General features: G+C 56.5%; 25 protein-coding genes. All 25 read left to right on the forward strand.

Going from position 1 to position 21,663, the window contains the following annotated elements; all coding sequences use genetic code 11:
* Window positions 1–4 precede the first annotated feature (4 nt).
* The 25 genes from ACTVIM_RS06005 (at window position 5) to rseP (ending at window position 21,655) form a co-directional block, all read left to right on the forward strand.
* Window positions 5–364: a response regulator gene (locus tag ACTVIM_RS06005; RefSeq protein ID WP_445613952.1), complete on the forward strand. Its 360-nt coding sequence runs from the start codon at window positions 5–7 to the stop codon at window positions 362–364.
* A gap of 25 nt (window positions 365–389) precedes the next feature.
* Window positions 390–1,037: a flagella biosynthesis regulatory protein FliZ gene (gene fliZ / locus ACTVIM_RS06010; RefSeq protein WP_445614315.1), complete on the forward strand. Its 648-nt coding sequence runs from the start codon at window positions 390–392 to the stop codon at window positions 1,035–1,037.
* Complete coding sequence (gene fliP, locus ACTVIM_RS06015; RefSeq protein WP_033023027.1) at window positions 1,030–1,698, forward strand: flagellar type III secretion system pore protein FliP; 669 nt, start codon at window positions 1,030–1,032, stop codon at window positions 1,696–1,698. Before fliZ ends, fliP begins: the two co-directional genes overlap by 8 nt.
* An 18-nt stretch (window positions 1,699–1,716) precedes the next feature.
* A complete protein-coding gene (gene fliQ, locus ACTVIM_RS06020; RefSeq protein WP_445613953.1) occupies window positions 1,717–1,986 on the forward strand; it encodes a flagellar biosynthesis protein FliQ in 270 nt (89 codons plus the stop codon).
* A 6-nt stretch (window positions 1,987–1,992) separates the two neighbouring features.
* Window positions 1,993–2,766, forward strand: a complete 774-nt coding sequence (gene fliR / locus ACTVIM_RS06025; protein WP_445613954.1) for a flagellar biosynthetic protein FliR — start codon at window positions 1,993–1,995, stop codon at window positions 2,764–2,766.
* A gap of 1 nt (window position 2,767) precedes the next feature.
* Window positions 2,768–3,847 (forward strand): flagellar biosynthesis protein FlhB, encoded by a 1,080-nt coding sequence (gene flhB / locus ACTVIM_RS06030; RefSeq protein WP_445613955.1) that lies wholly within the window; start codon window positions 2,768–2,770, stop codon window positions 3,845–3,847.
* A gap of 18 nt (window positions 3,848–3,865) precedes the next feature.
* Window positions 3,866–5,911 carry a flagellar biosynthesis protein FlhA gene (gene flhA / locus ACTVIM_RS06035; RefSeq protein WP_445613956.1) on the forward strand — a complete coding sequence of 682 codons (2,046 nt, stop codon included), beginning with the start codon at window positions 3,866–3,868 and terminating at the stop codon, window positions 5,909–5,911.
* Window positions 5,908–7,020 carry a flagellar biosynthesis protein FlhF gene (flhF, locus tag ACTVIM_RS06040; RefSeq protein ID WP_445613957.1) on the forward strand — a complete coding sequence of 371 codons (1,113 nt, stop codon included), beginning with the start codon at window positions 5,908–5,910 and terminating at the stop codon, window positions 7,018–7,020. The genes flhA and flhF overlap by 4 nt, the downstream gene beginning before the upstream one ends.
* Window positions 7,017–7,886, forward strand: coding sequence for a MinD/ParA family protein (locus ACTVIM_RS06045; protein WP_445613958.1), 870 nt, complete (start codon window positions 7,017–7,019; stop codon window positions 7,884–7,886). The genes flhF and ACTVIM_RS06045 overlap by 4 nt, the downstream gene beginning before the upstream one ends.
* Before the next feature lie 7 nt (window positions 7,887–7,893).
* Complete coding sequence (locus tag ACTVIM_RS06050) at window positions 7,894–8,940, forward strand: protein-glutamate methylesterase/protein-glutamine glutaminase (protein WP_445613960.1); 1,047 nt, start codon at window positions 7,894–7,896, stop codon at window positions 8,938–8,940.
* A 13-nt stretch (window positions 8,941–8,953) separates the two neighbouring features.
* Window positions 8,954–10,918, forward strand: coding sequence for a chemotaxis protein CheW (locus ACTVIM_RS06055; protein ID WP_445613961.1), 1,965 nt, complete (start codon window positions 8,954–8,956; stop codon window positions 10,916–10,918).
* Between the two features lie 77 nt (window positions 10,919–10,995).
* Window positions 10,996–11,433, forward strand: coding sequence for a chemotaxis protein CheW (locus tag ACTVIM_RS06060; protein ID WP_445613962.1), 438 nt, complete (start codon window positions 10,996–10,998; stop codon window positions 11,431–11,433).
* 23 nt (window positions 11,434–11,456) lie between these two features.
* Complete coding sequence (locus ACTVIM_RS06065; RefSeq protein WP_445613963.1) at window positions 11,457–12,089, forward strand: chemotaxis protein CheC; 633 nt, start codon at window positions 11,457–11,459, stop codon at window positions 12,087–12,089.
* Window positions 12,086–12,583, forward strand: coding sequence for a chemotaxis protein CheD (locus tag ACTVIM_RS06070; RefSeq protein ID WP_033023057.1), 498 nt, complete (start codon window positions 12,086–12,088; stop codon window positions 12,581–12,583). Before ACTVIM_RS06065 ends, ACTVIM_RS06070 begins: the two co-directional genes overlap by 4 nt.
* Window positions 12,584–12,612: 29 nt before the next feature.
* The gene (locus ACTVIM_RS06075) at window positions 12,613–13,368 is read left to right on the forward strand and encodes a FliA/WhiG family RNA polymerase sigma factor (RefSeq protein ID WP_445613964.1); all 756 of its coding nucleotides are present in this window, start codon (window positions 12,613–12,615) and stop codon (window positions 13,366–13,368) included.
* 18 nt (window positions 13,369–13,386) lie between these two features.
* Complete coding sequence (locus ACTVIM_RS06080) at window positions 13,387–13,632, forward strand: hypothetical protein (RefSeq protein ID WP_033023061.1); 246 nt, start codon at window positions 13,387–13,389, stop codon at window positions 13,630–13,632.
* Between the two features lie 8 nt (window positions 13,633–13,640).
* On the forward strand, window positions 13,641–14,309 hold the full coding sequence (locus ACTVIM_RS06085; RefSeq protein ID WP_445613965.1) for a hypothetical protein: 669 nt from the start codon (window positions 13,641–13,643) through the stop codon (window positions 14,307–14,309).
* Window positions 14,310–14,471: 162 nt separating this feature from the next.
* A complete protein-coding gene (gene rpsB / locus ACTVIM_RS06090) occupies window positions 14,472–15,179 on the forward strand; it encodes a 30S ribosomal protein S2 (RefSeq protein ID WP_033023265.1) in 708 nt (235 codons plus the stop codon).
* Between the two features lie 156 nt (window positions 15,180–15,335).
* Window positions 15,336–16,220, forward strand: coding sequence for a translation elongation factor Ts (tsf, locus tag ACTVIM_RS06095; RefSeq protein WP_033023063.1), 885 nt, complete (start codon window positions 15,336–15,338; stop codon window positions 16,218–16,220).
* Between the two features lie 68 nt (window positions 16,221–16,288).
* Window positions 16,289–17,011 carry a UMP kinase gene (gene pyrH / locus ACTVIM_RS06100; RefSeq protein ID WP_033023064.1) on the forward strand — a complete coding sequence of 241 codons (723 nt, stop codon included), beginning with the start codon at window positions 16,289–16,291 and terminating at the stop codon, window positions 17,009–17,011.
* A 2-nt stretch (window positions 17,012–17,013) separates the two neighbouring features.
* Window positions 17,014–17,571: a ribosome recycling factor gene (gene frr, locus ACTVIM_RS06105; RefSeq protein ID WP_033023066.1), complete on the forward strand. Its 558-nt coding sequence runs from the start codon at window positions 17,014–17,016 to the stop codon at window positions 17,569–17,571.
* An 82-nt stretch (window positions 17,572–17,653) separates the two neighbouring features.
* Window positions 17,654–18,427 carry an isoprenyl transferase gene (locus tag ACTVIM_RS06110; RefSeq protein ID WP_445613966.1) on the forward strand — a complete coding sequence of 258 codons (774 nt, stop codon included), beginning with the start codon at window positions 17,654–17,656 and terminating at the stop codon, window positions 18,425–18,427.
* Entirely contained in the window at window positions 18,424–19,218 is a 795-nt protein-coding gene (locus tag ACTVIM_RS06115; RefSeq protein WP_033023075.1) for a phosphatidate cytidylyltransferase, read from the forward strand. Before ACTVIM_RS06110 ends, ACTVIM_RS06115 begins: the two co-directional genes overlap by 4 nt.
* 20 nt (window positions 19,219–19,238) lie before the next feature.
* Window positions 19,239–20,387 carry a 1-deoxy-D-xylulose-5-phosphate reductoisomerase gene (gene dxr / locus ACTVIM_RS06120; RefSeq protein ID WP_445613967.1) on the forward strand — a complete coding sequence of 383 codons (1,149 nt, stop codon included), beginning with the start codon at window positions 19,239–19,241 and terminating at the stop codon, window positions 20,385–20,387.
* A gap of 2 nt (window positions 20,388–20,389) precedes the next feature.
* The gene (gene rseP / locus ACTVIM_RS06125) at window positions 20,390–21,655 is read left to right on the forward strand and encodes an RIP metalloprotease RseP (RefSeq protein WP_445613969.1); all 1,266 of its coding nucleotides are present in this window, start codon (window positions 20,390–20,392) and stop codon (window positions 21,653–21,655) included.
* Window positions 21,656–21,663: the final 8 nt, after the last annotated feature.

Raw genomic sequence — 21,663 nt, forward strand, 5'->3', positions numbered from 1 at the left:
GATCATGGCAAGAGTGCTTGTCGTTGATGATGCGGCGTTTATGCGCATGATGATCAAAGACATTTTGACGAAAAACGGCCACGAGGTGGTCGCGGAAGCAGCTGACGGGCGGCAGGCGGTTGAAAAGTATAAAGAGACGCGCCCCGACATCGTGACGATGGACATTATGATGCCGGAGATGGACGGGATCGCCGCGCTCAAAGAGATCAAAAAAATCGACAGCAACGCCAAAGTCATTATGTGCTCCGCAATGGGGCAGCAAGCGATGGTCATTGACGCCATTCAAGCCGGAGCGAAAGATTTCGTCGTCAAGCCGTTCCAAGCTGACCGCGTCATTGAAGCGATCAACAAAACGATCGGGTAGGCGGCCAACGGTGAATATCGTGCCCATGAAGTGGTGGACGGCTGTCGTGATGGCGGCGGCGATCGTGCTTGGCGGAATGCCGGCAGCGGCCGCGCAAAATCCGACGGTCGCCGATTGTCTCAAGCATCCGGACGCGTGCGGACCGGACGTTCCGGCTCGCGGATCGGAAACAGCGCCCGCTCCCGCAGCGGATGCCGTTTCCGCCTCCGATGTGCTCCGTTTGATCGGAGCGACCGCTTTTGTTCTCCTGCTTCTTTATGCGCTCTTGAAATGGCTTGGCCGCCGCCAGCAGTTGTTGTCGAGCTCCAAAGGTGTCATCGAGCATCTGGGCGGAACGAGCGTCGGGGCGAATCGCTCCGTTCAGTTGGTGAAAGTTGGGCGCCGGCTGCTTGTCATCGGCGTTGCCGACTCCATTCAACTGCTTCGGGAGATCGAGGATGAGGAGGAAATCAACGAGCTGTTGGCTCAACACCGCAACCGGGTGGAACGAATGACGGAATTTGGCCGGTTTGGCGTCCGCCTTCGCGAACAGTGGATGGCCAAAATGAAGGGGGAAACCGACTCCTCCCGGCCGTTTTCGGCGCTGTTGACCGAGGAGATGAAGCGAATGGCTGAAAAGCGGAACGAATGGCTCAAGCGCGTGAAAGAGAAAGGGACGGGCGGCGATGAATGAATTCGTCCATATGTTTCAGTCGATGGCTCCCGAACACGTCTCGACATCGGTGAAGCTGCTGCTGTTGCTAACGGTTTTGTCGATTGCTCCCGGCATTTTAATCATGATGACTTGTTTTACGCGCATCGTCATTGTGCTGTCGTTCGTGCGCACGGCGCTCGGGACGCAACAAATGCCGCCGAACCAAGTGCTCGTCGGGCTCGCCTTGTTTTTAACCTTTTTCATTATGGCGCCGACATGGAAAGAAATCAACGACCAGGCGCTACAGCCGCTGTTCAATGACCAAATCAACTTGGATGAGGCGTACGAGCGGGCCGCCGTTCCGCTGAAGCAATTTATGAGCGAGCATACAAGGCAGAAAGATTTGGCGCTGTTTTTGTCTTATAGCGGCGCCAAGCAGCCGAAAACGGTCCGCGACATTCCTTTGTCTGCGCTTGTGCCGGCGTTTGCGATCAGCGAATTGAAGACGGCGTTTCAAATGGGATTTATGCTTTTCATTCCGTTTCTCGTCATCGATATGATTGTCGCGAGCGTCCTCATGTCGATGGGGATGATGATGCTACCGCCGGTGATGATTTCGCTGCCGTTTAAAATTTTATTGTTTGTTCTCGTCGATGGATGGCATTTAGTCATCAAATCATTGCTGCAAAGTTTTCAATAAAAGAATTGGGTGGCGTGGATGAGTGCGGATTTGATCATTCGCCTTGCTGAACAAGGGATTTATATGACGTTGATCGTCTGCGGGCCGCTGTTGCTGTTGTCGCTTGTCATCGGGCTTGTCGTCAGCGTGTTTCAGGCCGCGACGCAAATCCAGGAGCAGACGCTCGCCTTTGTGCCGAAAATTGTCGCCGTTTTGCTTGGGTTTGTGTTTTTTGGCCCGTGGATGCTCTCGAAAATGGTGTCGTATGCGCACGATATTTTGAACAATCTTGCTTCATTTATAGGCTGATCGGCGATGGAACAACTATGGACTTATTTTCCGGCGTTTTTGCTCGTCTTTGTGCGCACCGCTTCGTTCTTTGCGGCGCTGCCGCTCTTTTCGTACCGGGCGGTGCCGACTGCTTACAAAATCGGCTTGGCGTTTTTTTTCAGCTGGCTCGTTTTTTGGGCGCTGCCCAAATCACCGGTGGCGCTTGACGGCGTTTACGTGTTGCTCGTCTTGAAAGAGGCGCTCATCGGCTTAGGGCTCGGGCTGCTGGCGGCGATCCTCATGGCCGCGGTGCAAATCGCCGGCGGGCTGATCGATTTTCAAATCGGGTTTGCCATCGCCAATGTGATCGATCCGCAAACGGGGGCGCAAAGCCCGCTGCTCGGGCAATACCTTCATTCGTTGGCGTTGCTCTTGTTGCTTTCGCTCGACGGCCACCATTTGTTGCTCGACGGCCTCTTTTCCAGCTACCACTGGCTGCCGCTTGATCAGTGGCCGCACGTGGCCGATGGACGGGCAGCGGACTATATGGTGCGCTTGTTCGCGGCGATGTTCGCCGCCGCGCTGCAAATGGCCGCCCCGCTCGTCGGTTCGCTCTTTTTGGTCGATGTGGCGCTTGGCCTAGTCGCCCGCGCGGTGCCGCAAATGAACATTTTTGCTGTCGGTTTTTCTGTCAAGACAGCGGCGGCGTTTTTGCTGTTGACGGCGGCGATTGGCACGATGCTGCTTTCTGCGCGCGGACTGTTCCAGCTCATGTTTTCTTCGCTGCGCGGCTTCATGCAGCTGTTGGGGGGCTCGTAAGATGGGCGAATGGCGGCTTGATTTGCAGTTTTTTGCTGGTGAAAAAACGGAAAAAGCGACGCCGCGCAAACGGCAGGAAGTGCGCGACAAAGGTCAGGTGGCTAAAAGCGCCGATTTAGTTGCGGCCGCTGTGCTGCTCGGCGCGCTTCTCGCCCTGTTCCTAGCCGGAGGATACGAGCGCGACGGGTTGCTTCGCCTGTTTGCCCGCGCGTTGACCGATTACGCCACGACACCGCTGACGATCGATTCGCTTCACCTTCTGTTTCTTGACTGGCTTCGCCACGGGGCTTTGCTGTTGGCGCCCATCTTTGCCGCGGCGGTGTTTGCCGCTTGGTTGGCCAACTTTTTGCAAGTCGGCGCCCTTTTTACCGTCGAACCGCTGAAAATGGACTGGAATCGGCTCAACCCGGTGCAAGGGGTGAAGCGGCTCGTTTCGTTGCGCGCGGTCGTGGAGATGGTAAAGTCGGTATTAAAGGCGGGCGTGATCGGCGCCGTCGTGTTCGCCGTGCTGTTGGCGGAAAAAAGCAAGCTGTTGGCGCTTGTGGCGCAGCCGGTCGCCGGCGCGCTTGCCGAAATCGGCAGCTTGACCGTGAAAATGGGATTGTATGCCGCTGTGGCGCTCTTGTTTTTGTCATTGTTTGATTACTTGTACCAACGATTTGAATTTGAAAAAAACATTCGCATGTCCAAGCAAGACATCAAGGACGAGTATAAAAAGACGGAAGGCGACCCGCTCATCAAATCGCGCATCAAGCAAAAACAGCGCGAAATGGCGATGCGGCGGATGATGCAGGAAGTGCCCAAAGCGGATGTCGTCATCACCAACCCGACGCATTACGCCGTTGCCCTCCAGTATGAAGATGGCAAGATGGAAGCGCCGGTCGTCGTGGCGAAAGGAGCGGACTATATGGCGCTGAAAATCAAGGAAGTGGCGAAAGCCCACGGCGTGGTGACCGTGGAGAATCGTCCGCTGGCGCAGGCGCTCTACCGCCAGACGGAAGTCGGCGACATGATTCCGGAGGCGTTTTTTCAGGCAGTGGCGGAAATTTTGGCATACGTCTATCGGCTGAAGCGAATGTAGCATCAGGGAGAGAAGGGAATGCAAGCGCAAATCAAAGACTTGTCGGTGTTATTTCTTGTCGTGCTCATCGTCGCCATGCTCGTCATCCCGCTGCCGACGTGGCTGTTGAGCGTATTGATCATCATCAATATTTCTCTTGCTTTGCTTGTGCTGCTCACGGCGATGAACACGAAAGAGCCGTTGGAGTTTTCCGTCTTCCCGTCTTTGCTGCTCGTGTTAACGTTGTTTCGGTTAGGGCTGAACGTGTCGACGACGCGTTCGATTTTAAGCACAGGGAAGGCGGGCGGCGTCGTCGAGACGTTCGGGACGTTTGTCGTCGGCGGCGATGTCGTCGTTGGATTTGTCGTGTTTTTGATTTTGGTCATTATTCAGTTTATCGTCATCACGAAAGGGGCGGAGCGCGTCTCTGAAGTGGCGGCCCGCTTCACGCTCGACGCCTTGCCGGGCAAGCAGATGAGCATTGACGCTGATTTAAACGCCGGCATGATCTCGGAGCAAGAGGCGCGCAGGCGGCGGGAAAAAGTCGCGCGCGAGGCCGATTTTTACGGGGCGATGGACGGAGCAAGCAAATTTGTCAAAGGGGATGCCATCGCCGGCATCATTATCGTCGTCATTAACATGCTGTTTGGCATGGTGATTGGCGTTGTCGAGCAAGGGATGGAGATGGCCGAGGCGGCGAAGCGTTATACGCTTTTGACGGTCGGCGACGGCATTGTGAGCCAAATTCCGGCGCTGCTCATTTCGACCGCCACCGGCATCATCGTCACCCGGGCGGCGTCAGACAGCAATTTAAGCGGCGATATTATGCGCCAGCTGTTCGCTTTTCCGAAAATGCTGTATGTGACGGCGGGAACGATTTTTCTGCTCGGTTTGTTTACGCCCATCAACGACGTCTTGACGATGTCGGTGGCCGGTCTGTTGGCGTTGGGCGGCTATCGGTTTATGGAGCAGCAAAAGCAGAGTGAGGCGCTGGCTGTTCCGCCTGAAGAGGAGGCGGCCGCTGCCGACGAATTGAAAAGCCCGGAAAGCGTCGTTCAGCTGCTGCACGTTGACCCGATCGAATTTGAGTTCGGCTATGCGCTTATTCCGCTTGCCGATGCCAATCAAGGCGGCGATCTGCTTGACCGGATCGTCATGATCCGCCGCCAGCTCGCGCTTGAGCTCGGCATCGTCATTCCGGTTGTGCGCATTCGCGACAACATTCAGCTTCAGCCGAATGAGTATCGAATCAAAGTAAAAGGAGAGGAAGTGGCGCGCGGCGAGCTGCTGCTGGATCATTATTTGGCGATGAGTCCCGGTGTTGATGACGATTCCGTCGATGGCATTGAAACGGTCGAGCCGGCGTTCGGTCTCCCTGCCAAATGGATTTCCGAGGCGGTCAAAGACCAAGCGGAGATGCTCGGCTACACGGTCGTCGATCCGCCGTCGGTCGTCTCCACGCATTTGACGGAAGTGCTGAAAGCTCATGCCCATGAACTGCTTGGGCGCCAGGAGACAAAACAGCTGATCGATCATTTGAAAGAGTCGCATCCGGTGCTTGTCGATGAGGTGACGCCGAATCCGCTGTCGGTGAGCGATATTCAAAAAGTGCTGGCCAAGCTGGTAAAAGAGAAGGTATCGATTCGCAATTTGCCGCTCATTTTTGAGGCGCTCGCCGATTTTGCCCGCCTGACGACCGATGCCGATTTGTTGGCGGAATATGCCCGCCAAGCGCTCGCGCGGCAAATTACGAAACAGTATGCCGTGCCGGGTGAACCGCTGCGCGTCATCACGCTGTCCGGAAAAGTGGAAAAGATGATTGCCGACGCCGTGCAGCAAACGGAGCATGGCCGCTATTTGGCGCTCGATCCAGCCCGGATGCAGGCGGTGGTGGACGCGGTCGCCCGCGCGCTCGACCGCTATCCGTTTTCCGGACAAACGCCGATATTGCTTTGCTCCCCCGCGGTGCGCATGTACGTCCGCCAGCTGACCGAACGCACTTTTCCGGCTGTTCCGGTGCTGTCATACAACGAACTGGAAGCGGACGTTGAAGTCCAAAGCGTAGGGATGGTGGAAGTGGAATGAAAGTGAAAAAGTTTATCGCCCCGTCCATGAACGAAGCGATGAAACAAGTGCGCGCTGAGCTGGGACGCGACGCGGTCATTTTGCGGTCAAAAGAGATCCAAACGGGCGGTTTGTTCGGGCTGTTCGCCAAAAAAAAGGTGGAAGTGCTGGCCGGCGTTGATCCGGATCCGCTGCCGCGGCGCCAGCCGGAGACGGCCTTGTTCGAGCGGCCGCCGGCGACCGCGCCGGAAAAAGAGGACCGATCGTTTGCCGATGAGCTGGAGGAACTGAGACGGTTCATCGGTCAGCTGAGTGAACGGCGGCTTGCGCCGGCTTACCCGCCGCCGCTTGCGGCCATTGAACAGCGCCTGATCGACCAAGGGCTGGCCGATGGCTACATTCGCGAAGTGATGGAGCGCTTGCTGGAACGGTGGTATGCCAATCCAAGCGGGCGTTCGTCCGCGGCGGCCGCCGGGTGGGCGAAAGAGGCGGTGCGCAGCTTATTGTCTTCGCTTCCGTTTGCCGGGGCGGCGCAAGCGAAAAAGTATTGGATTTTGCTCGGTCCGACCGGGGTGGGAAAAACGACAACGCTCGCCAAAATCGCGGGGCGCGCTGTGCTGGAACAAGGAAAGACGGTTGGGTTTATCACGACCGATACGTATCGCATCGCCGCCATTGACCAGCTGAAAACGTATGCGCATATTTTGGACGCCCCGTTGGCGGTATGTTATAACGGCGAAGAGTTTCGGGAGGCGAAACGAAAACTGGCCCATTGCGATCTTGTGTTTGTCGATACGGCTGGCCGCAACTTCCGCGATCCGCAATATATCGATGAGCTGCAGCAAACGCTGGAATTCGACAGCGAAACGGAAACGCTTCTCGTGTTCGCCGCCACCGGCAAGTATGAAGACATGAAGGCGATTTACAGCCGCTTTTCCCGCCTTCCGATTGACCGGTTGATTGTGACGAAGCTCGATGAAACCGATTCGTTTGGCGCGATCGTCAACGTGCTGCTCGACAGCCGCCTTGGCGCCGTCTATTTTACGAATGGGCAAAACGTCCCGGACGACATGGTGGACGCGTCCGCCGAGCGGCTTGTTCATTTGTTGTTGGGAGCGGAGGGCGCATGAGCGATCAAGCGGAGCCGCTTCGCCGCGGGCTGCGCCGCCGACAATGGGCGCCAGAGCCGCGGACGATCGCTGTCACGAGCGGAAAAGGCGGGGTTGGCAAATCGAACGTGTCTCTCAATTTTTCGCTGTCGCTTTCTCAGCTAGGCGCGCGCGTGCTGCTATTCGACATGGACATCGGGATGGGCAATATTGATATTTTGCTTGGCCAATCGCCTTCGCTGACGCTCGCCAATTGGGTTTCCGAGCGGATGCCGCTCGCCGATCTGGTGAAAAGCGGCCCGGAGCAGCTTTCGTATATCGCCGGGGGGACGGGGGCGATGCAGTGGCTTTCCATTGACGCTGCCGGCATCGATGAGTTTTTGGCCGAACTGCAAACCGTCGCCTCCTCGTACGATTATCTTCTGTTTGATATGGGAGCGGGCGCTTCCAAAGAACAGCTGTATTTTTTGCGCTCGGTCGATGAGGTGTTCGTTGTCACCACGCCGGAGCCGACAGCCATGACGGATGCGTACGCCATGATGAAATATATGCACGGATCCGGCTGCCAAGCGCCCTTTTCCGTCATCGTCAACCGCGCCGCCAAGGAGTGGGAAGGGCACGAGGTGTTCGGACGGCTGAAGCACGCTGCCGACCGCTTTTTCAATAAAGACATTTCCTTGCTCGGCATCGTTCCCGAAGACCGGGCGGTTGCCCGCGCCGTCGCCAGCCAGACGCCGTTTTTGCTGCTCGAACCGGAAGCGAAGGCCAGCCGGGCCGTGCGTCAGATGGCGCGCCGCTATGCGCCGGGCGGAAAAAGGGAGGAGGAACCGGCCGGGCGGGCTTCCCGCTTTTTTGCGAAGCTGCGCCAACTTTTGCTAGAAAGGTAGAGAAACGATGAAATCAATCAAGGTGCTTGTCGTCGACGACTCCGCGTTTATGCGCAAATGCATCAGCGATTTTTTGTCCGAACATCCGCGGCTTGAAGTTGTTGGAACGGCTCGCAACGGCCAAGAGGCGCTCGCCAAAATCGCTTCCCTTTCTCCCGATGTCGTGACGTTAGATGTTGAAATGCCGGTCATGAACGGGCTCGACACGTTACAGCAGATCATGCGCGACCGTCCGTTGCCGGTTGTGATGGTGTCGAGCATGACGACCGAAGGCGCGGCGGCGGCCATTGCCGCTATGCAGCATGGGGCGGTTGATGTGATCGCCAAGCCTTCTGGGCCGATTTCCCTTGATTTGCACAAGATCAAAGAAGAGCTGATACGAAAAGTGCTCTATGCAAGCGAAGTGAATATCCGCGCCCTTGTCGCCCAACGCCGCGTCCCGGTGCGGCACCGTTTCTCCGCTCAAGCGGCGGGGGCGCAGAAGGCGGTTGTGGCCATCGGCACCTCGACAGGCGGACCGCGCGCCCTTGAGGTGGTGCTGACGCAGCTGCCGCCGGATTTAGCGGCTCCGGTTCTCGTCGTCCAACATATGCCAAAAGGATTTACAAAATCGTTGGCGGACCGGCTCAACGCGCTTGCAACCATGACGGTGAAAGAAGCGGAGGAGGGGGAACGGCTGCAAAACGGCACTGCTTATATCGCTCCGGCCGGTGTCCATCTCGTTGTTTGTAAGGAAAACGGCGCGCTCCAAGCTCGCTTGGACGAGTCGCCGCCGCGCGCCGGCCATCGTCCGGCCGTTGACGTATTGTTTGAATCGCTTGCCGCCATTGACGACGTCCGCAAAGTGGCGGTGGTCATGACGGGAATGGGGACGGATGGGACGGCAGGGCTGAAAAAGCTGAAAGAAAGCGGCAATGTCAAGGCGATTGCCGAAGCGCGCGAGACGGCGGTCGTGTACGGGATGCCGCGAGCGGCGATCGAAGCTGGCGTCATCGATGTCATCGCCCCGCTTGCCGATATCGCCGCCGCCATCGTTCAATCGATCGGGGAATGAGGGGGAACACGGCATGGATATGAGTCAATATTTAGATCTTTTCATTGACGAAAGCAAGGAACATTTGCAAACGATCAACGAACGGCTGCTCGAACTGGAAAAGAGTCCGGATGATGCCGCCATTGTGAATGAAATTTTCCGCGCTGCCCATACGCTAAAAGGCATGTCCGCGACGATGGGGTTTGAAGATTTGGCCAATTTGACGCACCAAATGGAGAACGTGTTGGACGGCCTCCGCAATCGCCGGTTTTCGGTGACGCCGGAGCTGCTCGATGTGATTTTTGAGGCGGTCGACCATTTAGAAGCGATGATCGTTTCCATTGCGACGGGGGGCGACGGGAAGCGTGATGTGAGCGAGACGGTCAGCCGGTTGCGCCAAATCGAGCAAGGGGAGACGCCGGAGAGCCCGGCCGGCGGCGGGGCCCCGTCTTCGGAGCATGCCTACGGGGAGTTTGAGTATCACGTTCTCCAGCAGGCGCAGGAACAAGGATTTTCTGTCTATGAAATTCGCGTTCGGCTTCGCCAAGACTGCTTGCTGAAAGCAGCGCGCGTCTATATGGTGTTTGAGCGCCTGAATGAAGCCGGAGAAATTGTCAAATCGACGCCTTCCGTCGACTTGCTTGAAGAAGAGCAATTTGATCAAGAGTTTCTTGTCACGGTTGTGTCGAAAGTGCCGGCTGATGAGCTGCAAAAGCAGTTGATGAGCATTTCCGAAGTTGAGCAAGTGGAGATTGCGGCGGCGGCGGTCGGAGAGCGGACGGAAGCGGCGGGAGAGAAAGCGGCGCCGGAGCCGCTTGGCGTAGCCGCGGCGGAACAGGCGGCCGCGCAAGCCGAAGCGGAAGCGCCGGAAAAAACGCCGGCGAAGCAGGCGGCGAAAACGATTCGCGTCAACATTGAACGGCTTGACCGGCTGATGAATTTGTTCGAAGAATTGGTAGTGGACCGCGGTCGGCTTGAGCAAATTTCCCGCGATTTGAATCACGCCGAATTGACGGAGACGGTGGAACGCATGTCCCGCATTTCGAGCGATTTGCAAACGATCATTTTAAACATGCGCATGGTGCGCCAACTCGCCCGCGACCTTGGCAAAAAGGTGCGGCTTGAGGTCATTGGCGCAGAGACCGAGCTCGATCGGACTGTCATTGATGAAATCGGTGATCCGCTTGTTCATTTGATTCGCAATGCGCTCGATCACGGCATTGAAGCGCCCGATGTTCGGATGGCGCACGGGAAGCCGGAGGAAGGGCTCGTTCAATTGCGCGCCTACCATAGCGGCAACCACGTTTTCATTGAAATCGAGGATGATGGCGCCGGTATTTCCCGGGAGAAAGTGCTGCAAAAAGCGATCAAACGCGGCATCGTTTCGCCGGAAGCGGCGGCCCAGCTCACCGACCAGCAAATTTACGGGTTGATTTTCGCCCCGGGCTTCTCCACGGCGGAGCAAGTTTCCGATATTTCGGGGCGCGGCGTCGGGCTCGATGTCGTCAAAAGCACGATCGAATCGCTCGGAGGCGCCGTCACTGTCGATTCAGAGCCGGGAAAAGGGTCGCTGTTTTCGATTCAGCTGCCGCTGACGCTGTCGATTATTTCGGTGTTGCTCGTCCAAATCGCCAAGGAAACGTATGCCATTCCGCTGTCTTCGATCATCGAAACGGCACTCGTGAAAAAAGAAGAGATTTTCTCCGCCCATAATCAACCGGTCATTGATTTTCGCGGCAAAATCGTCCCGCTTGTCCGGCTGAAAGAGGTGTTTGATGTCCCGCACGCTTCCGATGACGGTGAGGCGATGGCGGCTGTCATTGTCCGCAAAGGAGAAAAACTGGCGGCCCTAGCCGTGGATTCGTTTATCGGGCAGCAGGAAGTCGTGTTGAAATCGCTCGGAAACTATTTATCGTCGGTGTTCGCCATCTCGGGGGCGACGATTTTGGGCGACGGCCGAGTGGCGCTCATCATCGATTGCAACGCGCTTGTGAAATAAAGCGGCGTAAAGAGCAAACGCCAGGCGCTTGGACGCCGTTTGTTTGAGCAGCCTGTGGAATAAAGGGGGAAGATGGGATGACGGCCAGCGTACAGACAGACTGGAAAGTGATTGCTTTTCGCTTAAAGGATGAGGAGTATGCCCTTCCGGTGCAATACGTGCGCTCGATCGAGAAAATGCAGCCGATCACGCGCGTGCCGGGCACGCCCCAGTATGTCAAAGGGGTCATTAACTTGCGCGGCGTCGTGACGCCGATCATTGATTTGCGCGAACGGTTCGGCTTCGCCCCTGAACCGTACAACGAACAGACGCGAATCATGATCGCCGCCCTTGACGATGTGGAAGTCGGGTTCATCGTCGATGCGGCGAACGACGTTCTCGATGTGCCGGCCTCGAGCATCGAGCCGCCGCCCGAAGCGGTCGGCGCTGTGGAGGCGAGCTACGTTTCTGGAGTGGCAAAAATCGGAAATCGGCTTCTCATCTTGCTTGACTTGGCGAAGGTGCTTGAGCGATAAACTCGGGAGAGGGGCGTTGACGGTTGGATGATGTCCGCAGCTTGACAGGAACACATATCGATATTTTGCGCGAAATCGGCAATATTGGCGCTGGCAACGCCGCCACAGCCTTGTCGCTTCTATTAAACAAAAAAATCGAGATGTCGGTGCCGCGCGTCCAAATCGCGACGTTCGCTGAAATGATGGAGCTGATCGGCGGGCCGGAGCAAGTGGTGGCGTGCGTCTATTTGCGGATCGAAGGGGAAGCGCCGGGGAATATGTTCTTCGTGCTGCCGCCGGAGCAGGCGGAGCGGTTTGTGCGGCGCATGATCGGCGACGATTCGTTTTCGTTTCAGGACGGGGCCGATGAGCTTGGATGTTCGGCGCTCCAAGAGCTCGGAAACATTTTAGCCGGCTCGTATTTGTCGGCGCTTGCTGATTTTACACAGCTCGCGCTCCATCCTTCGGTGCCGGCGCTGGCGATCGATATGCTCGGAGCGGTGTTGTCGTTCGGTCTGCTGGAGCTGTCGCGCGCCGGTGATTACGCCATTTTGATCGATACGGCCATTTACGATGAACGGCGGCCCAATGAAAGCATTGACGGCCATTTCTTTCTCCTTCCCGATCCGGAATCGTTTTCCACCATCTTTCGTGCGTTAGGTGTGAGCGGCGGATGAGCATTGTGCAGGCTGTGAAAATCGGCATCGCTGAAATGGAGGTCGTCAAAGCGCCGAACGTCATTCGTACATGCGGCCTTGGATCGTGCGTCGGCGTGGTCATTTATGACATCGGCAAAGCGGTGGCCGGCATGGCGCACGTGATGCTGCCGCATTCCTCGATGGCGCGCGGCGGGGACATCAACGTTGCCAAGTACGCCGACACGGCGGTGGAAGCGCTCATTCGGCTCGTCGTTGCCGCCGGGGGCCGGAAGGGAATGCTAAGAGCGAAGCTGGCCGGCGGAGCGCAAATGTTTTCGTTTTCTGCGGCCGGCGGAGATATGATGCGCATTGGCGCCCGCAATGTCGAAGAAGTCAAAAAACAGCTCGAACGGTTTCATATTCCGGTTGTCGCCGAAGACGTCGGCGGCCATAACGGCCGGACGATTGAGTTTCATCCGCAAACAGGCGTGCTGTCCATTCGCACGGCTAGCCAGGAACTCAAGGAAATATAACGCCGTTGTGCAAGACGAGGGGGAGAATGATGGGGAGCGCGGTAAAAGGTGAAGAGCGGAAATATTGGGATGACTGGGTCAACCGCCGCGACCGTCATGCGGCCGAGGAACTTGTGGTGCGCTATATGCCGCTCGTTTCCTACCACGTGCAGCGGCTTGCCGCCACGCTGCCGAGCTCCGTGCCCAAAGAGGAGCTTGTCAGCTTGGGGCTTGTCGGTTTGTACGATGCGCTTGAAAAGTTTGACCCATCGCGCGATCTCAAGTTTGACACGTATGCCTCGTTTCGCATCCGCGGCGCCATCTTGGACGGTTTGCGCAAGCAAGACTGGCTGCCGCGGAGCGTGCGCGACAAAGCGAAAAAAATCGAAGAAACGGCGGAGCGGCTCGTGCAGCAACATATGCGGTCGGTGACGGCAAAGGAAATCGCCGCCGAGCTTGGCATGACGGAGGATGAAGTGCAGGCGGCGGCCGGCGAGACGCTGTTTTCTCATTGGCTGCCGCTCGGCCAGACGGCGGCTGAAGAAGAGGACGAAGCGTTTTCGATCCGGGATGATCGTGCCGTGCTGCCGGAAGAACAGGTCGTCAAGCAGGAGCTGGTGGAAAAGCTGGCCGAGGGCATCAAACAGCTGAATGAAAAGGAGCAGCTTGTCATCAGTTTGTTTTACAAAGAGGAGTTGACGTTTACGGAAATCGGGAATCTTCTACGCTTGTCCACATCAAGAATTTCCCAAATTCATGCTAAAGCGTTGTGGAAATTGCGCCGCTTTTTCGATATACAGCGGTGATGGAAAGGGAGCGGGAAGATGGACGTTCAACTGCCGGCGCTGCAAAGCGTGATGCCGAAAGCGCCCGAAGCTGGAAACATGCAGGCCGCCGCGGCGCAGCATCCGTATACGGTGCAGGCGCAATTGGCGGCCGCAGCCGAAAAACAGCGGGAACAGGCGCGCCGCCGGGTGACCGACAAGCGGACGAACGACCAGGCTCGGTGGGAGGCGTCGCGGTTCGGAAGTCATCCGTATAAAGGAAAAACGATCGATCTTAAAGGATAGTGACCATCATGGAAGCGTTTTGGCTTGTCATTAGTCTGCTGTTGCATCTCTTTTCTTTTTTGTTGATTGTGTTGCTTTTTCTGCGGTTATCGCGGCTTAAAGAGGCCGAAGCGCGCGCTGCGGAGCTTGAAGAGGCGATGGCGGCGCAGCTCGCTCTCTGGAAAGAAGAAAACGACCGTTTTTTGGCCGAACTTGACCGCTTGCTGAACAACAAGGAGGCGTCGGCGGCGAGCCCGGTGCCGCCCCCGACCGGCCTGCTCACTGAAGAGGAGCCGCCCGCTGCGATGAGCGCGCAGCAGCATGGCCAACCGGCGACGCGGCCCGAAGAAGGCGCGGCGCTGCCAAGGGACGGTGAACGCGGCGCGGAACTTGGGCAAACCGCTCGAGGGAATCGTTTGGCATCCGATGTGACGGATGGCGAAACGGAACAACCGATGCAGGCGGGCGCCCCAACGAGCGAGGCTCAAGAGCAGGAAAAACGTGAGGCACCAAGTGACTTCCTGCCGGTCGACGCCATCGAAGATGTGCTTGATTTGTCCCCGTTGGCTCAGTCCGCTGAGCTCGTTCTCCGCCGCTATGAACAAGGAGCGACGGTCGAAGAGCTCGCCAAACAGCTTGGCAAAGGGAAGACAGAAGTGGAGTTGCTGCTGAAATTCGCGAGAAAAACGAGCCAATGAGCGAATCATCGCTTGATTTGCGCCCGATAAATATGATATATTTTTACATGGTGTGAATACACACGCCTGATGATTCCGGCAACGGTGCTGGTGCGGCCAGTCTTGCTGGGGGATGAGGCAGGCGGAGGAACGAAAACCATCAAAGAAACAGGAGGATTACTCATGTCGGTTATTTCCATGAAGCAATTGCTCGAAGCTGGCGTCCACTTTGGACATCAGACGCGCCGTTGGAACCCGAAAATGAAAAAATACATTTTTACGGAACGCAACGGCATTTACATCATCGACTTGCAAAAAACGGTGAAAAAAGTCGAGGAAGCGTATCACTTCGTCCGCGACTTGGCGGCGAACGGCGGCAAAATTTTGTTCGTCGGCACGAAAAAACAAGCGCAAGAATCCGTCAAGGAAGAAGCGGAGCGCTGCGGCATGTTTTATGTCAATCAGCGCTGGCTCGGCGGCACGCTGACGAACTTCGCGACGATCCAAAAACGGATCAAGCGGCTGCGCGAAATTGAAAAAATGGAAGAAGACGGCGTATTTGACGTTCTGCCGAAAAAAGAAGTCATCGGCTTGAAAAAAGAAAAAGAGCGGCTCGAGAAATTTTTGGGCGGCATCAAAGACATGAAAGAGCTGCCGGATGCGCTGTTCGTCATCGACCCGCGCAAAGAGCGGATCGCGGTGGCGGAGGCGCGCAAGTTGAACATCCCGATCATCGGCATCGTCGACACGAACTGCGATCCGGATGAAATCGACTACGTCATCCCGGCCAACGATGATGCCATTCGCGCGGTCAAGCTGTTGACTTCGAAAATCGCCGACGCTGTCTTGGAAGCGAAACAGGGCGAAGAGGCGGCCGTCGCAGCGGAGTAATGGCGCTCACGAAAGGTGATAAGAGGGAAAGCCTTTTATCACCTTTTTTTGAGACAGAAACGAGCAACTTTTGGCTATACTAACGAATAAGGGCAAAACAGGCATCCGCTGCCGGCATCGATACATATACGCAACAAAGCGAAGGAGGATTTTTTTATGGCGATTACAGCACAAATGGTCAAAGAGCTGCGCGAAAAAACGGGCGCAGGCATGATGGACTGCAAAAAAGCGCTCACCGAAACGAACGGTGACATGGAGAAAGCGATCGACTGGCTGCGCGAAAAAGGAATTGCCAAAGCGGCGAAAAAAGCGGATCGCATCGCGGCCGAAGGGGTCGCCTACATCGCTGTGGAAGGCAACACCGCTGTCATTTTGGAAGTGAACTCGGAAACGGACTTCGTCGCCAAAAACGAAGAGTTTCAAGCGCTTGTAAAAACGTTGGCCGCCCACTTGCTGAAACAAAAACCGGCTTCGCTCGATGAAGCGCTCGGACAAACGATGGACAACGGCTCGACCGTCCAAGACTACATCAACGAAGCGATTGCGAAAATCGGCGAAAAAATTACGCTCCGCCGCTTTGCCGTCGTCAACAAAGCGGACGGCGAAACGTTTGGCGCGTACTTGCACATGGGCGGGCGCATCGGCGTATTAACGTTATTAGCCGGCAGCGCGAGCGAAGACGTCGCCAAAGATGTCGCCATGCACATCGCGGCGCTTCACCCGAAATACGTCTCGCGCGATGAGGTGCCGCAAGAAGAGGTCGCGCATGAGCGCGAAGTGTTGAAGCAGCAGGCGTTAAACGAAGGCAAGCCGGAAAACATCGTCGAAAAAATGGTCGAAGGCCGGCTGAACAAGTTTTACGAAGACGTTTGCCTGCTTGAGCAAGCGTTCGTGAAAAACCCGGATGTGACGGTGCGCCAATACGTCGAGTCGAACGGAGCGGCTGTGAAGCAGTTCATCCGCTATGAAGTCGGCGAAGGGCTCGAAAAACGTCAAGACAATTTCGCCGAAGAAGTGATGAGCCAAGTCAGAAAGCAATGACGGACCGCAACAGGGAACACGCGCGTGTTCCCTGTTTTTCAAAGCGATTCGCATCATGGAGGTTTGACATGGAACAACCAAAGTACAAACGCGTCGTGTTAAAGTTGAGCGGGGAAGCGCTCGCCGGAAAACAAGGCTTTGGCATCCAGCCGGCCGTCATCCAGTCGATCGCCAAACAAGTCCAAGAGGTGGCTGACCTCGGTGTTGAGGTCGCCATCGTCGTCGGCGGCGGCAACATTTGGCGCGGAAAAACGGGAAGCGAAATGGGGATGGACCGGGCGACGGCCGACTATATGGGCATGTTGGCGACGGTGATGAACGCGCTCGCCTTGCAGGACAGCCTTGAGCAGCTCGGCGTGGAAACGCGGGTGCAAACATCGATCGAGATGCGGCAAGTCGCCGAACCGTACATTCGCCGCCGGGCGATCCGCCATTTGGAGAAAAAGCGGGTCGTCATTTTCGCCGCCGGCACCGGCAACCCGTATTTTTCCACCGATACAACGGCGGCGCTCCGGGCGGCGGAAATCGAGGCGGACGTCATTCTCATGGCGAAAAACAACGTCGATGGCGTCTACAGCGCCGATCCGAAGGTCGACGCCAATGCGGTCAAATACGAGGAACTATCGTACTTGGACGTCATTAAACAAGGCCTTGCCGTCATGGATTCGACCGCTTCTTCGCTTTGCATGGATAACAACATTCCGATTATCGTTTTTTCGATTATGGAAGAAGGAAACATTAAACGCGCTGTATTAGGCGAAAATATTGGAACGATCGTGAGGGGGAAATAACGATGGCCAAACACGTGATCCAACAGGCGAAAGAGAAGATGGATAAAGCGGTGCAAGCGTTCACTCGCGAGCTGGCGACGGTGCGCGCCGGGCGGGCGAACGCCGGGTTGCTGGAGAAAGTGACCGTCGATTATTATGGCGTTGCGACGCCGATCAACCAGCTCGCTTCCATCAGCGTGCCGGAAGCGCGCATGCTTGTCATTCAGCCGTATGACAAATCGGTCATTAAAGAGATGGAGAAAGCGATTTTGGCCTCGGATCTAGGGCTGACGCCGTCGAATGACGGATCCGTCATTCGCTTGGTCATTCCGCCGCTCACCGAAGAACGGCGCCGCGAGCTGGCGAAACTGGTCAAAAAATATTCCGAAGACGCGAAAGTCGCCGTGCGCAACATCCGCCGCGACGCGAACGATGAATTGAAAAAGCTCGAGAAAAGCGGCGAGATTACGGAAGACGAGCTCCGCAGCTACACCGATGAAGTGCAAAAGCTGACCGATGACCACATCGCCAAAATCGATGCCATTACGAAAGAGAAAGAAAAAGAAGTCATGGAAGTATAGGCAAAACGTTGCAAACCCTCTATGTTCATGGAGGGTTTTTTTGCTATAATGGAAAAGCAAAACACGTTCGCGGAGGACTTATATGTTTACTAAAAGGCGAAAAATGAACGAGGAAGGCGCACCGGTGACGAAAGAAGAGGTGCTTAGGCGGCCGATTCCGAACCATGTCGCCATCATCATGGACGGCAACGGAAGATGGGCGAAAAGGCGGGCGCTGCCAAGGGCGGCCGGCCATTACGAAGGGATGCAAGTGGTGCGCAAAATCACCCGCTTCGCTAACGGGCTTGGGGTTCGCGTCTTGTCCCTTTACGCGTTTTCCACCGAAAATTGGAAGCGACCGAAAGGTGAAGTCGATTACTTGATGAAGCTGCCCGAGCAGTTTTTGACGACGTTCCTTCCCGAGTTGATCGCTGAGAACGTGAAAGTGCAGGTCATCGGTCATATGGAGGCGCTGCCGGACCATACGCGCCGAGCGGTCGAAAAAGCCATTCAAGATACAAGCGGCAACACGGGGTTGGTGCTGAATTTTGCCCTCAACTACGGAAGCCGGGCGGAAATTACCGCCGCCGTCCAGCAAATCGCCAAAGAGGTCGAGCGCGGGGCGCTTGCGCCGGAAGACATTACCGAGCCGCTCATTTCTTCGTATTTGATGACGGGGGGGCTCCAAGATCCGGATTTGCTCATTCGGACGAGCGGAGAAATCCGCCTCAGCAATTTTATGCTTTGGCAGCTCGCGTATACGGAACTTTGGTTTACCGATGTGTTATGGCCCGATTTTACCGAACAGCATTTTTTAGAGGCGATTGCTGCCTACCAGCGGCGCGACCGCCGGTTTGGGGGGGTGTCGGCGCAATGAAACAGCGAATCATCACCGGAGTGATCGCGGCGGCGCTCTTTTTGCCGATTGTTATTTTTGGCGGATTTCCGTTTATAATAGTAACATATATCATAGCGACGGTTGGACTGTTCGAACTGCTGCGGATGAAAGGAATGCGGCCGCTGTCGTTGGCAGGGGCGGCCGGCTTTGCCGCTCTTTGGCTGCTGCTCGTTCCCGCTCGCTACGGCGGAGAGTGGCTGTCAGCCGGTGCGGCCAAATTCGCCGTGATCGTCGGCCTTGCCTTTTTGTTGCTCATCGCGACGGTAGTGACCAAAAACGCGTTGACGTTTGACGAGGCGGCGTTTGTCGTCTTGGCGGTGTTGTATGTCGGCGTCGGATTTTTCTGTTTTGCCGCCATTCGTTTAACCGGGTTGTCCTATTTGGTTTATGCGCTGTTCGTCATTTGGGCGACCGACATTGGCGCGTACTTTTGCGGGCGCGCATTCGGGCGGCGCAAGCTATGGCCGGAGATCAGCCCGAAAAAAACGGTGGAGGGAGCTCTTGGCGGCATTGTCTCGGCCGTTGTGGTCGCCGCCGTTTACGAGTGGGCGGCGGAGCCGTTTGCCAGCTTTGCCGCGGCGCTATCGCTCGCGTTGTTGCTTTCCGTGTTCGGCCAGCTCGGCGACTTGGTCGAGTCGGCGTTCAAGCGCCATTACGGGGTGAAAGACTCGGGAGCGATTTTGCCGGGACATGGCGGCGTCTTGGATCGGTTTGACAGCCTGTTGTTTGTGCTGCCGCTTTTATACATATTCATCGAAGCGATACGATAAGCGGGTGAGGAGTGAAACGATTGAAATCGATCAGTTTATTGGGGGCGAGCGGGTCGATCGGCACGCAGACGCTCGACGTCATCCGCGCCCATCCCGACCGCTTTCGTCTTGTCGCTGCGTCGGTCGGGAGAAACGTCGAAGCAGCGCGGAAATTGATGGCCGAATTTGCCCCGCGCCTTGTCGCCGTCGCCGATCGCGGCGCGTATGAGACGCTTTGCAGCGAATACGGCGGGCGGACAACGGTCGTGTACGGGGAGGACGGGCTGATTGAAGCCGCCGTCCATCCGGACGCTGACATCGTCGTCACCGCTGTCGTGGGCAGCGTCGGTCTTGTGCCGACGTTAAAAGCGATCGAGGCGGGCAAAACGATCGCGTTGGCCAACAAGGAGACATTGGTCGTTGCCGGTCATTTGGTGACCGCGGCGGCCGAAAAGCGCGGGGTGCCGCTGCTCCCGGTCGACAGCGAGCATTCCGCCATCTTCCAGTGCTTGCAAGGGGAGAAGCTCGAACAGGTTGACAAACTCATTTTAACGGCCTCCGGCGGCAGCTTCCGCGACAGGACGCGCGAGGAGCTTGCTGGGGTCACGGTCGAGGAGGCGCTTTGTCATCCGAATTGGTCGATGGGGGCGAAAATTACGATCGATTCGGCGACGATGATGAACAAAGGATTTGAAGTGATCGAAGCGCACTGGCTGTTCGGGCTGCCGTATGAGCGGATCGATGTCGTCCTGCACCGCGAGAGCGTCATCCATTCGCTCGTTCAGTTTCGCGATACGAGCGTGCTTGCCCAGCTCGGCACACCGGACATGCGCGTTCCGATTCAATACGCCCTCACCTATCCGGAACGGCTGCCGCTTTCTGCGGCGCAACCGCTCGATTTGGCGGCGATCGGATCGCTTCATTTTGCCCCGGTCGACTTCGAGCGCTATCGTTGCCTGCGATTGGCCTACGAGGCTGGAAGGCGGGGCGGCTCGCTGCCAGCGGTGTTGAACGCGGCCAATGAGGAGGCGGTGGCGGCGTTTTTAGCCGGGCGCATCCCGTTTTTGGCGATCGAAAAGTGGATCGAACGGGCCCTTGAGCGCCACCAGCCGATCAGCGATCCATCGCTTGAAGAGATTCGCGCGATTGACGCGGACACGCGCGCTTACGTTCGCACACTACTATCATAAAGGTGGTTGAAACGTTGGAATCGATCATTTCATTTATCGTCGTCTTTGGTGCCCTCGTCTTTTTCCACGAGTTGGGCCATTTGCTGTTAGCGAAGCGGGCCGGCATCCTTTGCCGTGAATTTGCCATCGGCTTTGGGCCGAAAGTGTTTTCGGTGAAGAAAAAAGAGACGGTCTACACCGTCCGGCTGCTTCCGCTTGGCGGTTTCGTCCGCATGGCCGGTGAAGATCCGGAAATGATTGAATTGAAGCGGGGACAAATCGTTGGTCTTTTGCTTGACGGTGACGGAAGAGTGGAAAAAATCATCGTCAACCATAAAGACGATTATCCAAACGCCCGCATTATTGAAGTGGAAGACGCTGATTTGGAGCATGGCATGTACGTGACCGGGTATGTCGACGGAGAGCGGCTTGAGCGTTTTGCCATCAAAGAGCCGGCGTTTTTCGTCGCCGATCGCCAAGAAATTCAAATCGCTCCGTACCACCGTCAGTTTGCCGCCAAAACGCTCGGGCAGCGCACGATGACGATCTTGGCCGGACCGCTCGCCAACTTTGTCTTGGCGCTTGTCGTCTTTATTTTGATCGGCCTTTTGCAAGGCTATCCGGTCGACAAGCCGGTGATCGGCGAGCTGACGCCTGACGGGGCAGCGCGCGCCGCTGGTTTGAAGCAAGGAGATGAAGTGGTGGCGATCAACGGCGAACGGATGGACACATGGACGGAAATCGTCAACACGATTCGCAGCCATCCGCAAGAAACGCTCCAGTTTCAAATTCGGCGGGACGGAAAAGACATGACCGTTGCCGTCACTCCGGAAGCGAAGACGATTCAAGGGGAGACGATCGGTTTGATCGGGGTCTATCAGCCGATGGAAAAGTCGGTGTTTGGCTCCGTGAAGCAAGGGTTGACCGAGACGTACTACTGGACGCGAGAAATTGTCGCCGGCCTCGGTCGGTTGATCACCGGCCAGTTTCATCTTGACATGCTGTCGGGACCGGTCGGCATCGCCGTATCGACTGGCAAAGTCGCCGAATCCGGCATTTACTACTTGATGAAATGGGGCGCGATTTTAAGCATCAACCTTGGGATTATCAACTTGTTGCCGTTGCCGGCGCTCGACGGCGGACGGCTGCTCTTTTTCGCCATTGAAGCGGTGCGCGGCAAGCCGGTCGACCGGCAAAAAGAAGGAATGGTCCATTTTATCGGCTTCGCTCTGCTCATGCTGCTCATGCTTGTGGTGACATGGAACGACATTCAAAAATTTTTCCTATAAAGAGAGAG

This window comes from Geobacillus sp. YF-1 (assembly GCF_052692335.1).

Coding starts and splice junctions, on each gene's coding strand:
- ACTVIM_RS06005 (WP_445613952.1), top strand. CDS start 5: ATGGCAAGAGTGCTTGTCGTTGATGATGCGGCGTTTATGCGCATGATG.
- fliZ (WP_445614315.1), top strand. CDS start 390: ATGAAGTGGTGGACGGCTGTCGTGATGGCGGCGGCGATCGTGCTTGGC.
- fliP (WP_033023027.1), top strand. CDS start 1,030: ATGAATGAATTCGTCCATATGTTTCAGTCGATGGCTCCCGAACACGTC.
- fliQ (WP_445613953.1), top strand. CDS start 1,717: ATGAGTGCGGATTTGATCATTCGCCTTGCTGAACAAGGGATTTATATG.
- fliR (WP_445613954.1), top strand. CDS start 1,993: ATGGAACAACTATGGACTTATTTTCCGGCGTTTTTGCTCGTCTTTGTG.
- flhB (WP_445613955.1), top strand. CDS start 2,768: ATGGGCGAATGGCGGCTTGATTTGCAGTTTTTTGCTGGTGAAAAAACG.
- flhA (WP_445613956.1), top strand. CDS start 3,866: ATGCAAGCGCAAATCAAAGACTTGTCGGTGTTATTTCTTGTCGTGCTC.
- flhF (WP_445613957.1), top strand. CDS start 5,908: ATGAAAGTGAAAAAGTTTATCGCCCCGTCCATGAACGAAGCGATGAAA.
- ACTVIM_RS06045 (WP_445613958.1), top strand. CDS start 7,017: ATGAGCGATCAAGCGGAGCCGCTTCGCCGCGGGCTGCGCCGCCGACAA.
- ACTVIM_RS06050 (WP_445613960.1), top strand. CDS start 7,894: ATGAAATCAATCAAGGTGCTTGTCGTCGACGACTCCGCGTTTATGCGC.
- ACTVIM_RS06055 (WP_445613961.1), top strand. CDS start 8,954: ATGGATATGAGTCAATATTTAGATCTTTTCATTGACGAAAGCAAGGAA.
- ACTVIM_RS06060 (WP_445613962.1), top strand. CDS start 10,996: ATGACGGCCAGCGTACAGACAGACTGGAAAGTGATTGCTTTTCGCTTA.
- ACTVIM_RS06070 (WP_033023057.1), top strand. CDS start 12,086: ATGAGCATTGTGCAGGCTGTGAAAATCGGCATCGCTGAAATGGAGGTC.
- ACTVIM_RS06075 (WP_445613964.1), top strand. CDS start 12,613: ATGGGGAGCGCGGTAAAAGGTGAAGAGCGGAAATATTGGGATGACTGG.
- ACTVIM_RS06080 (WP_033023061.1), top strand. CDS start 13,387: ATGGACGTTCAACTGCCGGCGCTGCAAAGCGTGATGCCGAAAGCGCCC.
- ACTVIM_RS06085 (WP_445613965.1), top strand. CDS start 13,641: ATGGAAGCGTTTTGGCTTGTCATTAGTCTGCTGTTGCATCTCTTTTCT.
- rpsB (WP_033023265.1), top strand. CDS start 14,472: ATGTCGGTTATTTCCATGAAGCAATTGCTCGAAGCTGGCGTCCACTTT.
- tsf (WP_033023063.1), top strand. CDS start 15,336: ATGGCGATTACAGCACAAATGGTCAAAGAGCTGCGCGAAAAAACGGGC.
- pyrH (WP_033023064.1), top strand. CDS start 16,289: ATGGAACAACCAAAGTACAAACGCGTCGTGTTAAAGTTGAGCGGGGAA.
- frr (WP_033023066.1), top strand. CDS start 17,014: ATGGCCAAACACGTGATCCAACAGGCGAAAGAGAAGATGGATAAAGCG.
- ACTVIM_RS06110 (WP_445613966.1), top strand. CDS start 17,654: ATGTTTACTAAAAGGCGAAAAATGAACGAGGAAGGCGCACCGGTGACG.
- ACTVIM_RS06115 (WP_033023075.1), top strand. CDS start 18,424: ATGAAACAGCGAATCATCACCGGAGTGATCGCGGCGGCGCTCTTTTTG.